The organism is Caulobacter soli (assembly GCF_011045195.1).
GTDB lineage: Bacteria > Pseudomonadota > Alphaproteobacteria > Caulobacterales > Caulobacteraceae > Caulobacter > Caulobacter soli.
The window spans coordinates 3,990,777-4,005,867 of the sequence record NZ_CP049199.1; the positions used below are offsets into that span (position 1 = coordinate 3,990,777).

Consider the following 15,091-nt stretch of genomic DNA (forward strand, 5'->3'; position numbering starts at 1 on the left):
ACGCGGATAGCTGTCGATATCGGGACGATCTATCGACGTCCGGCCACAACGCCTCAGATGTGTTTTCGCAGGTGCCGCTGGCGGAAACGCAGGGGCGTGATGCCGGTGGCCCGACCGAACGCATAGGAGAAGCTGGAGGGCGAGACGAAGCCGAGCGCGAAGGCGATCGACTTGATGCTGTCGTCCGAGGCCAGCAGGCGCTTGGCCATTTCGATGCGCGTCTGGGCGATGTGGTCGCCGATCGTGCAGCCGCGGCTGGAGCGGAAACCGCGCGTCAACTGACGGACCGACAGGTTGCAGAGCTCGGCCAGTTCCTCCAGCGACGGCGGCGCGCCGCCCTTGTGCAGGCGCTCGTCGATCAGGTGCAGCCGCCAGGAGGCCAGGCCGCCGGTGATGGGTCCCTCGGCGATGGCCTCGCAATAGCGCGCCACCTCGATCGCCAGCTGGCCCGCGACCAGTTCGGCCAGGGTCGAGCTGCCGGTGCCGCCCCGTCGCGCCTCTTCGGCCAGGCGCGACAGGCATGCGCGGATGTGCGGGTGAACGATGTCGAGCCCGCCCGCCAGGCGCCGATCCGTCCATTCCAGGCCGCCGGGCAGCCAGCGGTCGACCGCCTGGGCGTAGATCTCGCAGACGATCGAGGCCTGGTTCTCGCCCGCCTCGGTGCGGACGTGCAGGGCCTCGCCGGGCGGCAGCAGGAAGATCTCGCCCAGCCGCTCGAACCGGTGCGGACCCCAGCGCTCGGGATAGCAGCCACGGGCGTTCTCCGGGCGCGGCGTCAGGCACAGATCGAGCCAGTAGTGGTCGTTGCGGCGGAAGATGTGGTTGGTCGGACGGTCGTTGGCGAACCGCATGATGCGCGCCATCCCGTGGGGGATGGGCAACTCGGCCTCGAAGACGCTCTGGGTAAAGGTGTCGGCCTTCATCGCCCTGATCTCCATGCCCGACCATGCGGGCCGGCGCGTTCGCCTTTGGCCATCTGGCAGCAAAATGGCCGGTTGTCGATAGACGGGCCAATTGCGGCCGGCCCTCCGCTGCTGAACAGTCACGGCGTTGATCGGCCCGGCTGAACCAGGGCCCGACGGAGGAAGCAGATGGCTAAGGGTCTTTTCGATTGCACGGGCAAGGTCACGCTCGTCACCGGCGGCAACAGCGGCATCGGCCTGGGCTTCGCCCGGGGCGTGGCAAAAGTGGGCGGCGACGTCGTCATCTGGGCCCGCAACGCCGAGCGCAACGCCGAGGCCGCCGAGGATCTGCTGAAGGCCGGCGCGGGCCGCGTGCGCACCTACCAGGTCGACGTCACCTCCGAAGAACAGGTCATCGAGGGCTACAAGCAACTGGTCGCCGACCTGGGTCGTATCGACTGCGTGTTCGCCAATTCGGGCCGCTCGGCCAAGCAGCACGCCCTGCTGGATATGCCGACCGAGGAATGGCACGACCTGCTGAACCTGAACCTGCACGGCACCTTCTTCACCCTGCGCGAAGGCGCCCGGGCCATGGTCAAGCGCGCCGAGGCCGGCGAGCCGGGCGGCAGCCTGGTGGGCTGCGGCAGCCTGTCGATGTTCCAGGGCCTGGCCGGTCGCCAGAACTACGCCGCCTCCAAGGGCGCCCTGGGCGCGATCATCCGCGGCATGGCCGTCGAGTTCGGCAAGTACAACATCCGCGCCAACACCATCGCGCCGGGCTTCATCGTCACCGGCATGATGGCCGGCGCCCAACAGGTGGTCGACATGTTCGCCCAGCGCACGCCGATCGGCCGCGCGGGCCAACCCGAGGACTTCGAGGGGATCGGCGCCTTCCTGGCCAGCGACGCCTCGTCGTTCGTGACCGGCGAGACCATCACGGTCGACGGCGGTTACATGGTCCGGCCGATGTGATCGGGAGATAACGTCATGCACCTCCTCAACATCCACGACGTCAACGACGTGCGGCTCGACGCCTACCAGCGGCCGGAACCGGGCCCCAAGGACGTCGTCGTCAAGATGAAGGCCTGCGGCATCTGCGGCAGCGACCTGTCCTACATCAAGAACGGCGGCATTCCGGGTCCCGGCAAGCTGACCGCCCTGGGCCACGAAGGCGCCGGCGAGATCATGATCGTGGGCTCGGAGGTGCAGGGCGTCTCGGTCGGCCAGCCCGTCATCATCAACCCGATGATGACGCCCAGCTATATCGGCAGCGGCGGTCCCGAAGGCGCGTTCACCGAGGAACTGCTGGTCCGCGACGCGCGGCTGGGCGACAGCCTGCTGCCGATCCCCGAAGGCATCCCCTACGACGTGGCCGCCATGTGCGAGCCACTGTCGGTGGCCCTGCACGGCGTCAACCGCGCCCAGGCCAAGGCCGGCGACCGCATCGTCATCTTCGGCTGCGGCCCCATCGGCCTGGGCATGGTGATGTGGGCCGTGGATCGCGGCTGCAAGGACGTCATCGCGCTCGACCTGTCCGACGAGCGGCTGGCCCGGGCCGAGTCCCTGGGGGCCTACACCATCAATCCCGGTCGCGAGGACGTGGCCGCGCGCATCAAGGAACTGCACGGCACGGTCAAGGTGTTCGGCCGCGAGAAGTCCGGCACCGACGCCTATATCGACGCGGCCGGCGCGCCCTCGATCCTGGCCGACGTGGTGGCCCTGGCCAAGACCCACGCCCGTCACGTGATCACCGCCGCCTATCTGAAGCCGATCGAGCTTCCGGCCGGTCCGATGCTGACCACCGAAATGACCATCACCACGGCCGTGGGCTATCCCACCGAGATGCCCGACGTGATCGCCGCCATGCCGCGCCTGCGCGACAAGATCGCCGCCCTGATCAGCCACACCCTGCCCTTCGATCGCGTGATCGAGGGCCTGGGCATCGCCGCCACGCCGCAATCGGCCAAGGTGATGATCGCCTTCGAGGACACCAAGCGATGAGCGCCCCAGCGAACGGAAGCGACAAGCAGACGCCGCTCGGCGCCCTGGTCACCGCCGGCCAGGGCCAGACCGAGGCCGAGAAGATCACCGACACCATCTTCATGGTGAAGGACATCTCCAACGCCTATCTGGTCACCACCGGCGACGGCGACCTGCTGGTCAACACCGGCTTCATCGGCAACGGCGAGCGCAACAAGGGGCTGTTCGCGCCCCATCGCACCGGCCCGCTGAAGCGCATCCTTCTGACCCAGTCGCACGCCGACCACTACGGCGCCCTGCCCGAGCAGAAGGAAGACGGCACGCAGGTGATCGCCGGGGCCGGCTTCACCGAGACGGCCGACTATTTCGATCGCCTGGCGCCGTTCCTGGCCCGTCGCTCCGGCAAGCTGTGGGCCTCGATGACCCGCCGCAACGGTCCGCCGCCGACGCCGCCGGTCATCCATCCGGACATCGAGGTGGAGGACGTCCTGCGCTTCGAGCAAGGCGGCCGTCGCTTCGAAGTGGTCAAGACGCCCGGCGGCGAAACGCTGTGCTCGGTCTTCGTCTGGCTGCCCGACGAGCGCACCGTCTTCACCGGCAACCTGTTCGGCCCGGTCTGGCGCGCCATGCCCAATCTGGTGACGATCCGGGGCGACAGGCCACGCCTGGTCCGCGCCTATCTGAAATCCGTCGAGGCCGTCCGCGCGCTGAACCCCGAGCTGGTGATCACCGGCCACGGCGAGCCGATCCGCGGGGCCGACAAGATCCGCGCCGATCTCGACACGATGCATGCCGCCGTTTCCTATCTCGAGCGCGAGACCGTCGCGGGCATGAACGCCGGCAAGACGGTCGACGAGCTGATGAACACCATCGTCCTGCCCGACGACCTGAAGATCGGCGAATTCCACGGCAAGACCTCGTGGGTCGTGCGCGCCATCTGGGAAGAGAACGCCGGCTGGTTCCACTTCGAGGACGGCACGACCGGTCTCTACGGCTCGCCGCGCTCGTCGGTGGACAAGGACCTGGTCGACCTGGCCGGCGGCCCCGCGCCCCTGGCTGGCCGCGCCCAGGCGCTGGTCGACGAGGGTCAGGCGCTGAAGGCCCTGCACCTGGTCGAAATCGCCCTGGCCGCCGAGCCCACGAACACCGCCGCCCTCACGGTCCGCAAGGCCGCGCTGGAGCAACTGGCGACCGCCAATCCGGGCTCCAACCTCAGCCAGACCATGTGGCTGAAGGCCGAGATCACCGACGTCGAAAGTCGGCTCGCGGCCGGCCAGAACGCCTGACGGATAGCCGGGCTATCCCGGCCCCAAGAAAGCATTGATTGCAGGCGGCCGTCCTTTCCGGTCGAACCGCCCGCGGAGAACGAACCCATGAAGACACTGACCCACCTTGAGCGGCTGGAAGCCGAGGCGATCCACATCATGCGTGAGGTGGTGGCCGAGACCGAGAAGCCGGTGATGCTGTACTCGGTCGGCAAGGACAGCGCGGTGATGCTGCACCTGGCGCGCAAGGCGTTCTATCCCTCGCCGCCGCCGTTCCCGCTGCTGCACGTGGACACCACCTGGAAGTTCCAGGAGATGTACAAGCTGCGCGACCGCATGGCCCAGGACAGCGGCATGGAGCTGCTAGTCTACCAGAACCCCGAGGCCATCGAACGCGGCATCAACCCGTTCGACCACGGCGCCCTGCACACCGACATGTGGAAGACCGAGGGTCTGAAGCAGGCCCTGGACAAGTACGGCTTCGACGCGGCCTTCGGCGGCGCGCGCCGCGACGAGGAGAAGAGTCGCGCCAAGGAGCGCATCTTCTCGTTCCGCACCGCCAGCCACGGCTGGGATCCCAAGAAGCAGCGCCCCGAGCTGTGGAACCTCTACAACGCCCGCAAGAACAAGGGCGAGAGCATCCGGGTGTTCCCGATCAGCAACTGGACCGAACTGGACGTGTGGCAATACATCCAGCTCAACGACGTGCCGATCGTGCCGCTGTACTTCGCCGACAAGCGCCCCACCGTCGAGCGCGACGGCATGCTGCTGATGGTCGATGACGACCGCTTCCCGCTGCGTCCGGGCGAGGTTCCGGTCGAGCGTTCCATCCGCTTTCGCACCCTGGGCTGCTACCCGCTGACCGGGGCGGTCGAGAGCGAAGCCTCGACCCTGTCGCAGATCATCCAGGAAACCCTGCTGACCACCACCTCCGAGCGCCAGGGTCGAGCCATCGACAAGGACGCCGGCGGCGCCGGCATGGAAAAGAAAAAGCAGGAAGGTTACTTCTGATGACCACGACGCTCACCAAGCAAGACAGCGTCTATCAGACCGACGCCCTGATCGCCGAGGACATCGACGCCTATCTCGAAGTCCACCAGCACAAGACCATGCTGCGCTTCATCACCTGCGGGTCGGTGGACGACGGCAAGTCGACCCTGATCGGCCGGCTGCTCTACGACAGCAAGATGATCTTCGAGGACCAACTGGCCGCGCTGGAGGCCGACTCCAAGCGGGTCGGCACCCAAGGCCAGGAGATCGACTTCGCCCTGCTGGTCGATGGTCTCGCCGCCGAGCGCGAGCAAGGCATCACCATCGATGTCGCCTACCGGTTCTTCGGCACCGACAAGCGCAAGTTCATCGTCGCCGACACCCCCGGCCACGAGCAATATACCCGCAACATGGTCACCGGCGCCTCGACCGCCGACCTGGCCGTGATCCTGATCGACGCGCGCAAGGGCGTGCTGACCCAGACCCGCCGCCACAGCTATTTGGCCCATCTGATCGGCATCAAGAACCTGGTGCTGGCCGTCAACAAGATGGACCTGATCGGCTACGACCAGGCCAAGTACGACACCATCGTCGCCGACTACACCGCCTTCGCCGACAGCATCGGCATCAAGGCCTTCACGCCCATGCCGATCTCCGGCTTCAAGGGCGACAACATCACCGACCCCAGCGAGAACACGCCCTGGTACAAGGGCCCGACGCTGATGCAGCACCTGGAGACCGTCGAGGTCGGCGTGGCCAGCGACCAGGCCAAGCCGCTGCGCATGGCCGTCCAATGGGTCAACCGCCCCAACCTCGACTTCCGGGGCTTCTCGGGCCAGATCAACAGCGGTTCGGTCAAGGTCGGCGACGCTATCCGTGTGCTGCCCGGCGGCAAGACCTCGACCATCAGCCGCATCACCACCCTGGGCGCGGACCTCCCCGAGGCCGTGGCCGGCCAGTCGATCACCCTGTCGTTCGCCGACGAGATCGACTGCTCGCGCGGCAACGTCATCGCCGCCGCCGACGCCCCGCCCGAGGTCTCCGACCAGTTCGAGTCGACGATCGTGTGGATGGACGACGAACCGCTGATCGTGGGCCGCGCCTACTGGCTGAAGCTGGGAACCCAGCTGGTCTCGGCCACGGTCCAGCAGCCCAAGTACCAGGTCAACGTCAACACCATGGAGCACCTGGCGGCCAAGACGCTGGAGCTCAACGCCATCGGCGTGGCCGAACTGGCCACCGACCGGCCGATCGTGTTCGAACCCTATGAGGCCAACCACACCCTGGGCGGCTTCATCCTGATCGACAAGATCACCAACGCCACCGTCGCGGCCGGCATGCTGCACTTCAGCCTGCGCCGGGCCCAGAACGTCCACTGGCAGGCCACCGACATCACCCGCGAGGCCCATGCGGGCCTGAAGAACCAGAAGGCCAAGGTGCTGTGGTTCACCGGCCTGTCGGGCTCGGGCAAGTCGACCATCGCCAACGAGGTCGAAAAGTCCCTGGCGCTGATGAACCGCCACACCTTCCTGCTGGACGGCGACAACATCCGCCATGGCCTCAACAAGGACCTGGGGTTCACCGAGGCCGACCGGATCGAGAACATCCGCCGGGTCGGCGAGGTGGCCAAGCTGATGGCCGACGCCGGCCTGATCGTGCTGACCGCGTTCATCTCGCCCTTCCGGGCCGAGCGCGACCTGGTCCGCGCCATGCTGCCCGAGGGCGAGTTCATCGAGATCTTCGTGGACACCCCGCTGGAGGTGGCCGAGACCCGCGACGTCAAGGGCCTCTACAAGAAGGCCCGGGCCGGCGAGTTGAAGAACTTCACCGGCATCGACAGTCCCTATGAGCCGCCCATCAACCCGCAGATCCGGGTCAACACCGTGGAGATGACGCCGGCCCAGGCCGCCGAGCACATCATCCGCCAGATCATGCCGCTCAAATGACCAGTCCCTTGAACGACACCGACCTGGCGGCCCACCTGGCCGAAACCGCCGGCAAGATCCTGCTGCAGGTGCGCGACAGCGGCCTGTTCGGCGCCAAGGCGCTGGGCAAGGCCGGCGACCAGACCGCCAACCAGTTCCTGGTCCACGCCCTGCGCGAGGCCCGGCCCGACGACGGCCTGCTGTCGGAGGAAATGAAGTGCGACGGCACGCGCCTCACCCAAAGTCGCGTCTGGATCATCGACCCCGTCGACGGCACCCGCGAATACGGCGAGGCGCGCGCCGACTGGGCGGTGCATGTGGGCCTCGCCATCGACGGCGTGGCGACCATCGGCGCCGTCGCCCTGCCGGGGCTGGGCGTGACCCTGACCACGGGCCAGGCCTACGCCCTGCCCCCGGCCAACACGCCGCCGCGCATGCTGGTCAGCCGCACCCGGCCAGCCGCCGAGGCGGTGGCGGTGGCGGAAGCCGTCGGCGCCGAACTGCTGCCCATGGGCTCGGCCGGGGCCAAGGCCATGGCCGTGGTGCGCGGCGAGGCCGACATCTACCTGCACACCGGCGGCCAGTACGAGTGGGACAGCTGCGCGCCCGTCGCCGTGGCCCGGGCCGCGGGGCTGCACGTCAGCCGCGTGGACGGCTCGCCGCTGGTCTACAACGCCGAGGACGTCTACCTGCCTGACCTGCTGATCTGCCGGCCCGAACTGGCCGAGCGGGTTCTGGCCCTGGTCAAGGCCCTGCCCAAGGTCGCCGCGTGACCCGGGCCGCGCACGATCTGGCGCGCCGCTTCTTCGCGGCGCTGTCGGCCGGCGTATTTCCCGACGGCCTGCTGGCCGACGCGATCACCACCTGGACCACCACCTCGGGCGCGGCGTCGGACAAGGCGCGCTACGAGGGCGGCGTGAAACTGCTGTCTTCGCTGTTCCCGGCGGGCCTGACCTATACGGTCGACAGCCTCACGGCCGAAGACGACCGCGTGGCGGCCGAGGTTCATGCCGAGGGGACGCTGGCCAGCGGCGAACTGTTCCAGAACCGCTACGTCTTCGTGCTGCGCATCCAGGACGGCCGCATCGCCGCGATCGCCGAACACTTCGATTCCGGCCCGGTGCGCGAGAAGATCGTGCCGCTGCTGATGGCGGCGATGGCGAAGGCCAAGGGGTAGGCGAAGACGCCCTAGAAACCCCCTCTCTCTATGAGAGAGGGGTTCGTCAGCTCACCACCCCATCCGCCCGCAGCTTAGCGATCGCATCAGATCCGAGCCCCAGGACCTCTCGCAAAATCTCATCCGAATGCTGGCCCAGCACCGGCGGCGCTTCAGGTGTCGGCTGGCGAGCCCCCGCGAACTTGATCGGGCGGTTGAGGATCGGGATCGGACCCAGCACCGGGTGCTGCGTCTCCACCACCAGTTCGCGCGCCACGGCCTGGGGCTGGGACAGGGCGTCCTTGACGCCCAGGATCGGCGCGTGCGGCACCTGGTGCTCGGCGAACAGGTCCTCCAGCTCAGCGACGGTGCGCTGGGTCGTGAACGCCGAGATCAAGGCGTTCACGGCCTCGCGGCTGTCGCGCCGCTTCTCGATGGTGTCGAAGCGCGGATCGTCGGTCAGCTGCGGCGCGCCGATCGCCGCGCAGATCCGCACCCAGAAGGCGTTGGTCAGGCAGGCGATGACGATCGACCCGTCCTTGGCCGGGAAGATGCCGTAGGGCACCAGATTGGGATGCTGCGAGCCCTGCCGCGCCGGATCCTCGCCCGTGAAGAAGGCCAACTGCGCCAGATAGCCCAGCATGCCCACCAAGCCGTCCATCAGGCTGATGTCGATATGCCGGCCGCGCCCGGTGACGGTGCGCTCGTAGAGGGCCGCCAGGATGCCGATCGGACCGTTGATCCCGCCCACCAGGTCGCCGACCGGAAGGCCCAGCTTGCTGGGCAGGCCGCCCGCCTCGCCATTGACGCTGAGCGCGCCCGACATGGCCTGCAGCACGATGTCGAAACTGGGCCGGTCCTTCAGCGGACCGGTCATGCCGTAGCCCGAGATCGAGCAGTAGATCAGCTTGGGATTGGCGGCTGACAGCGCCGCGTAGCCAAGGCCCAACCGGTCCATGACCCCAGGCCGGTAGTTCTCGACCAGGATGTCGCACTTGGCCGCCAGGTCCTTGACCAGGGCCACGCCGGCCGGGGTCTTCAGGTCGACGACGATGCTCTTCTTGCCGCGATTGACGCTGAGAAAGTAGTGGCTCTCACCCTCGCGGTGAGGCGGAAACGCGCGGGTCTCGTCGCCCGAGCCCGGCGGTTCGATCTTGATGACCTCGGCGCCCAGGTCGGCCAGGGCCAGCGACGCCGCCGGCCCAGCCAGCACGCGCGTCAGGTCCAGCACGCGCACGCCCCGCAGCGGGCCAGCCCAGCCTTTGGCGTTATCCGGGGAAGTGGGCGAGGAAGCCATGTCAGCACCAAGATCCGCGTAAGGCCGCCGCCTGAATCAAGACGCCGGACGCCATGGGCGCCCGGCGTCAAAGACCGTTCATCCCCTCTCCCGCCAGGCGAGAGAGGGTTGTTCACGAACCGCCCCTAGGCCTTGCGGCTGGGCAGTTCGACGATCGACGACCCCATGGCCGAAAGCTCGCCGCGGTGGGTCAGGGCTTCCTGCTGGATCTCGATGTAGTGCTTGCCGTTCTCCACGAACTTGCGGGTCACGTAGCCGTCGATGAAGATCACGTCGCCGTCCGGATTGTGGCGGCGGATCTGGCACTTGGACTTGTAGAGGAAGCCCGCGTCGCCGATCCAGTTGGTGATGTGGTGGGTCAGCCACGAGTTGCGCTCGGGGCCATAGTCGTAGGCGCCGGGCGCGCCGACTTCCAGGGCGAAGGCCTCGTCCCAGTGAACGCGCTCGGGGCAGTCCGGCACGTTGAAGCGGTTCTTGATGCCCAGGCCCGGGTGCTTCTGCTGCATCTGCCACGCCATCTTGTTGGCGCGGATATAGAGGCCGCCCCAGCCCTGCGCGTAGGCGATGAAGCCGGTGACGGTCATAGGGCCCTTGATCATGCGCGGCAGGGCTTCGTTTTCCCGGACGTCTTCCCAGTAGCGGGGAGTCGCGCCACGGATTTCCTCGGCGGCGTAGATGTCGGAGAACGACGCCAGTTCCTCTTCGGTGAACGGCACCACCCGGCCACGGGCTTCGGTGTACTTGGTGCCGCGCTCGCGGGCTTCGTCGCGGTCGGTGCGGAAGACCCAGCTGTTGCAGTCAGCGACCTTGTCGCCGCGCTGGTTGAAGAAGTCGACGTGATAGATCTGCTGGAACGAGCGGCCGGCGAAGCGGGTCTGGTGCTCGATCAGGTCTTTCAGGTGAGCTTCGGTGCTGATGGTGTCGTTGCGCAGGACCGGCTTTTCCCAGGTCCATTCGGCGCCAGCCCACATGGCGTGGACGCCCGACAGGCCGCCCACATAGCCCGAGACGATGCGGCTGGTGCTGAACAGGAAGCTCGGCAGGGCCACGATCGAACCGTACGACGTCTTCTCGGCATAGGCCGGGTCGCACCACAGGGGGTTGTCGTCGCCGATGCCGTGGGCGTAGTGGCGGATGCCGTCGCGGGTGGCTTCGTAGTTCCACGGCTCGACCGTGTCGGTGATCTTGACGCCGATGCGCTTGCGCAGGTCGTCCAGGCCGGCTTCCGTGATCTTCGGGAAGCGGTTGACGGTTTCGTCGAGTACGTCGGTCATTAGGTTTCTCCTGAAATCTTAGTTGACGGGCACGGCTGCCGCGGCTGCGGCGGCCTCGCGGTCGCGCAGAACCTTGCGGTTCACCTTGCCCGCGGGGGTTTTGGGGAGCTCGTCGGTGAACTCGACGATGCGGGGGAACTCGTGCTGGGCCAGACGCTCGCGCGTGAAGTCCTGCAGTTCCTTGACGAAGGCGTCGCTGCGGGCGCGGGGCGAGACGACGAACGCCTTGACCACCAGGCCGCGCGTGGCGTCCGGCGCGCCGATCACGGCGCACTCGTTGACGTCGGGATGCTTGAGCAGCGTGTTCTCGATCTCGACCGCGCTCATGGTCCAGCCGGCCGAGATGATCACGTCGTCGGCGCGGCCCGCGTGGTAGAAGTAACCGTCGGCGTCGATCTTCGCGAGGTCCTTGGTGGTCTCCCAGCGGTCGCGACGCCACAGCATCAGCTCGCCGATGGTGTCGGGCGGGCTTGGCTGGCCCTCGGGCGTCTGGACCTGCAGCTTCAGGCCCGGCACCGGCTTGCCCAGCGAGCCCGGCTTGACCCGGAAGTCGTCCGCGCCCGGATAGTTGACCAGCACCACGCCGATCTCGGTGGTGCCGTACATGCTGCACGCCGGCACGTGGAAGGTGGCCTCGATGAAGTCCAGCGTCGCCGGATCGATCGGCTCGCCGGTGTAGGACAGCTTCTGGATCGAGAAGCTGAAGTCTCCGGCCCGGCCGGTGTTCTTCATCATCCGGTAGTGCGTCGCCGCGGCCGACATGTTGGTGATCTTGTGGTCCTGCAGGGCCTTCATCAGTCGCGTCGCGTCGAAGCGGCCGGCGAAGGTGCCGGTGGTCACGCCCAGGGCCAGCGGCGCCAGGGTGCCGTGCCACAGGCCATGGCCCCAGGCCGGCGAGGACGGGCAGAAGAACTGGTCGCTGGGCCGGATGCCGGTGCCGTACAGCGCCGCGAACATCAGGGTGACCAGCGCCTTGTGGGTGTGCTTGACCGCCTCGGGCAGTTCGCGCGTCGTGCCTGACGTGTACTGGAACACCGCCAGGTCGCCGGCCTTGGACTTGGGCGCGTAGGTCGACGGATAGGCCAGGATCTCGTCCAGCAGGCCGTCGTCGGCCACGACGACGCGCGGCCCCTCGGTCTGGCGCGCCATCGGCGCCTTCTCGGTGTTGGTGATCAGGATCGTCGGCTTGCAGTCGTCGACCCGCAGCCGCAGGGCGTCGGGGCCGAACAGCGTGAACAGCGGCACGCTGATCGCGCCGGTCTGCATCGCGCCGAACAGGCAGACATAGAACGGCAGCGACGGCTCAAGCATGAAGGCGATGCGGTCGCCCTTCTGGATGCCCTGGGCGTCCAGCCAGTGGGCGAAGCGCGCGGCGCCGGCCGAGATCTCGTCGAAGCTCAGGATCTCGTCGCGACCATCGGCATGGGCGATGCGCACGGCCGCACGGCCCGAACCGTCGGCATGACGCGTGATGCACTCGTTGGCGATGTTCAGCTGGTCGGTGTCGCCGTCAAACAGGTCCCATAGCGCGGCCGAGTTGGCGTGCGCCTGGGCGTCTTCGAAACGCGAATAATCTGTCAGCTTCACCATTGGTCCACCGGCTCAACGGAGCGACGCGGCGCACGATCGCGCGTCTGCTCTGGATGAGCCGCAGGTGTCACCAAGGCCTTGTTGTTGTAAATACTGAATGTTATTCTATATATTGAATGACAAAGTTACCTCGCAAAACCCCGCCCGATCGCGCCCTCGCCGCCACCGTCAAGGAGAGCAAGGCGCCGGCCATTTCGCGCGCCGCCGCAGTGCTCCGATTGCTGGGCAAGAGCGACACGCCGCTCGGTCTGCAGACCATCGCGCGGGAGCTGGGCCTGGTGCCCAGCACGTGCCTGTATGTCCTGCGGGCCTTGGTGGTTGAGGAGCTTGTGGCCTTCGACGCCGACACCAAGCGCTACGCCCTGGAGGCCGGCGTCCTGACCCTGGCGCGTCAGTGGCTGCGGCGAAACCAGTTCCCGGACCTTGCCCAGCCAGTGCTGGATCGGGTCGCCCAGGACTTCGGCGTGACCATGCTGGGGGTGCAGATCGTGGGCCTGGATCACATCATCGCCGTGGCGGTATCGCGCTCCAGCAACGCCATCCAGCTCAGCACCCAGGTCGGCAGCCGCTTCCCGGCGCTGATCAGCGCGACCGGCCGCTGCATCGCCGCCTTTGGCGATTATCCCGAATCCGAGCTCGAAACGCGCTTCCGCACCCTGCGCTGGGACGAGCCGCCGACCTTCGAGGCGTGGAAGCAGCAGGTGGCCGAGACCAAGGTTCAGGGCTTCGGCGTCGACGAGAGCAGCTACATCGCCGGCGTCACCGTGGTCGCCGCGCCGGTGTGGAAGGGCGGCGGCAATCCGAGCCACGCCCTGGTCGCCATCGGCATCAGCGGCGCGCTCAAGCCCAGGAACGTCGTCGCTCTGGGCGAGGCGCTGCGGGCCAGCGCGCGGGATTTGTCGGGTAATCTGACGGGCGGGTAGGGCAGTGCGTCCTTCGAGGCCCGCTCTCGCGGGCGCCTCAGGATGAGGAGCTCTGCTGAATTCCTCATCCTGAGGTGCGTAGCGCAGCGAAGCCTCGAAGGACGCACCGCACTCACCGAGAAGCTCTAACCGGAGATGCGTAGCACCAAAACGCTGCCGTCGGCGTCGCCGGAGACGTACAGCGTCCCGTCCGGCCCGGCGGCGATGCCCGCGAACGGTCCCATCGGGCCCGACATGTCGCCGATCGGACCCAGGAACTTCGGCGTCACGCCGGCCGGGGCGCCGACCGGCAGGCCCGAGGCGATGGTGCGTCGCGCGCCGCTGGCCAGGTCGTGCTCGACCAACTCCTTGGCCAGGGCGTCGACGATGTAGAGGCGGCCGCCCTGAATCACGACGCCCTGGGGTTCCTTGAGCCCGTCGACGACGGTATCGGCGCGGCCGCCGGAGACCTTGACCACCCGACCCGCGCCGGACTCCGAGGCGTAGACCGTTCCGTCCGCGCCGATCGCCACGCCCATCGGTTCCTTGAGTCCGGAGGCCAGCACCTCGGCCTTGCCGCCGTCGATGGCCACCACCCTGCCCCCGCCGGCCTCGGCCACGACCACGCCGCCGCCGGGCGCGATGGCCACGCCGTAGAGACGGTCATAGCCCTCGCCCAGGAACTCGCTTTCCATCGCCACCGGCCGCCACTTGGCCACGTGGCCGTTGGCCGTGGTGACGACCACCTCGCCCGGGCCCGACGCCGCGACGCCGCGCACATAGCCCGGCGAACCCGGCGTGAAGAGCATGCCCGCCACCTGCCGCCCTTGGCCGGGCCGCACGAAGTAGGAGAAGGGACCGTCGGCCACGAACAGCTGGCCGTCCTCGAGCACCGCCAGGCCAAGAGGCCAGTTGAGGCCCTCGGAAACCAGCGGGCGCAGCTTGCCGCCGCCCAGGATCTCATAGACATCGCCCGGGATGCTGGAGACGAAGATCCGGTCGCCGACGAAGGTGACGTTGTCCAGGCCCGGCGCGATGTTGGCCAGCACGGTGCGGTCGCCGGTGCGCGGATCGATCCGCAGCACCTGGCCGCTGTGGACCTGGGTCGAGACGATGAAGCCCTGGGCGTCGAACTTGACCGAGTCCGGCACGCCCAGGTCCTTGGCCACGACCTCGGGCGCGCCGCCGTCCAGGCTGACCCGCCAGATCTCGTTCGTGCCCATGACCGGGAAATAGAGCTTGCCGTCCGGGCCCACGTCCATGGCGTTGGGCATGGGCACGTCGGTGGCGATCATCCGGGGCGCGCCGCCGTCGCGGTCCAGCTCCATGATCCGCCCGCCCACCCGGCACTCGCCGGCGATCAGGCGGCCCTGGTGGAAGGCGATCGGGTTGGCGACGGGGATGTCGCCATAGATGACCTTCGACGTGCCGTTCGGCGCCAGCATGCTGACGCGGCCCTCGGTGATCTCGGTGGCGTAGAGGTTGCCGGCGTCGTCGAACACCAGGTCGTCGGGCGCGACGATGGGGCCGCCCTTGGAAGTGATCAGTTCGACCGCGCCGGTGTCGACGTCGATGGCGCTGATCGTGCTGCCCGACACCTGGGCCACATAGATGCGGCCGTCGGGGCCGGTACGCACGCCGTTGGCGCCGAACAGGCGGCTCTGCGGCGTGGCCCGCTCCAGGGTCCAGCCCTCGGCGACCGAGGCCGGGACCGTGGTCGTGTAGCGCCCGTTTTGCAGCGACATGGTTTGCCCTCTCCTGCCGGGGCTTTCCGCCCCTTGTCTCAAGGCGGCCCAGCGCCGGCTGGCGA

At 68.0% G+C, this 15,091-nt stretch carries 13 protein-coding genes; 8 read left to right on the top strand and 5 right to left on the bottom strand.

Going from position 1 to position 15,091, the window contains the following annotated elements:
- Positions 1 to 53 precede the first annotated feature (53 nt).
- Complete coding sequence (locus G3M62_RS18695; protein WP_205691898.1) at positions 54 to 923, bottom strand: helix-turn-helix transcriptional regulator; 870 nt, start codon at positions 921 to 923, stop codon at positions 54 to 56.
- Between the two features lie 168 nt (positions 924 to 1,091).
- Here G3M62_RS18695 and G3M62_RS18700 point away from each other — a divergent pair, with 168 nt between their 5' ends.
- From G3M62_RS18700 to G3M62_RS18730, 7 genes are all read left to right on the top strand, one after another.
- Complete coding sequence (locus G3M62_RS18700; protein WP_165189748.1) at positions 1,092 to 1,874, top strand: SDR family NAD(P)-dependent oxidoreductase; 783 nt, start codon at positions 1,092 to 1,094, stop codon at positions 1,872 to 1,874.
- Between the two features lie 15 nt (positions 1,875 to 1,889).
- A complete protein-coding gene (locus tag G3M62_RS18705) occupies positions 1,890 to 2,903 on the top strand; it encodes a zinc-dependent alcohol dehydrogenase (protein WP_165189749.1) in 1,014 nt (337 codons plus the stop codon).
- Positions 2,900 to 4,168: an alkyl sulfatase dimerization domain-containing protein gene (locus tag G3M62_RS18710; RefSeq protein WP_165189750.1), complete on the top strand. Its 1,269-nt coding sequence runs from the start codon at positions 2,900 to 2,902 to the stop codon at positions 4,166 to 4,168. Before G3M62_RS18705 ends, G3M62_RS18710 begins: the two co-directional genes overlap by 4 nt.
- Before the next feature lie 87 nt (positions 4,169 to 4,255).
- A complete protein-coding gene (gene cysD, locus G3M62_RS18715; protein ID WP_165189751.1) occupies positions 4,256 to 5,158 on the top strand; it encodes a sulfate adenylyltransferase subunit CysD in 903 nt (300 codons plus the stop codon).
- Positions 5,158 to 7,083 carry a sulfate adenylyltransferase subunit CysN gene (cysN, locus tag G3M62_RS18720; protein WP_165189753.1) on the top strand — a complete coding sequence of 642 codons (1,926 nt, stop codon included), beginning with the start codon at positions 5,158 to 5,160 and terminating at the stop codon, positions 7,081 to 7,083. The genes cysD and cysN overlap by 1 nt, the downstream gene beginning before the upstream one ends.
- Positions 7,080 to 7,835, top strand: coding sequence for a 3'(2'),5'-bisphosphate nucleotidase CysQ (locus G3M62_RS18725; RefSeq protein WP_165189755.1), 756 nt, complete (start codon positions 7,080 to 7,082; stop codon positions 7,833 to 7,835). The genes cysN and G3M62_RS18725 overlap by 4 nt, the downstream gene beginning before the upstream one ends.
- Entirely contained in the window at positions 7,832 to 8,239 is a 408-nt protein-coding gene (locus tag G3M62_RS18730; RefSeq protein WP_165189757.1) for a nuclear transport factor 2 family protein, read from the top strand. The genes G3M62_RS18725 and G3M62_RS18730 overlap by 4 nt, the downstream gene beginning before the upstream one ends.
- 46 nt (positions 8,240 to 8,285) lie before the next feature.
- Here G3M62_RS18730 and G3M62_RS18735 read toward each other — a convergent pair whose 3' ends face one another.
- The 3 genes from G3M62_RS18735 to G3M62_RS18745 all read right to left on the bottom strand — a co-directional run bounded on the left by G3M62_RS18735 (position 8,286) and on the right by G3M62_RS18745 (position 12,376).
- Positions 8,286 to 9,515, bottom strand: coding sequence for a CaiB/BaiF CoA transferase family protein (locus G3M62_RS18735; protein ID WP_165189759.1), 1,230 nt, complete (start codon positions 9,513 to 9,515; stop codon positions 8,286 to 8,288).
- A gap of 125 nt (positions 9,516 to 9,640) precedes the next feature.
- Complete coding sequence (locus G3M62_RS18740; RefSeq protein ID WP_165189761.1) at positions 9,641 to 10,789, bottom strand: FAS1-like dehydratase domain-containing protein; 1,149 nt, start codon at positions 10,787 to 10,789, stop codon at positions 9,641 to 9,643.
- 18 nt (positions 10,790 to 10,807) lie between these two features.
- Positions 10,808 to 12,376: an acetate--CoA ligase gene (locus tag G3M62_RS18745; RefSeq protein WP_205691899.1), complete on the bottom strand. Its 1,569-nt coding sequence runs from the start codon at positions 12,374 to 12,376 to the stop codon at positions 10,808 to 10,810.
- A 119-nt stretch (positions 12,377 to 12,495) separates the two neighbouring features.
- Between G3M62_RS18745 and G3M62_RS18750 the strand changes: the two genes are divergently transcribed.
- Positions 12,496 to 13,302 (top strand): IclR family transcriptional regulator, encoded by an 807-nt coding sequence (locus G3M62_RS18750; protein ID WP_165189765.1) that lies wholly within the window; start codon positions 12,496 to 12,498, stop codon positions 13,300 to 13,302.
- A gap of 125 nt (positions 13,303 to 13,427) precedes the next feature.
- Here the strand turns inward: G3M62_RS18750 and G3M62_RS18755 are convergent, their stop codons facing one another.
- A complete protein-coding gene (locus G3M62_RS18755; protein WP_165189767.1) occupies positions 13,428 to 15,026 on the bottom strand; it encodes an SMP-30/gluconolactonase/LRE family protein in 1,599 nt (532 codons plus the stop codon).
- Positions 15,027 to 15,091: the final 65 nt, after the last annotated feature.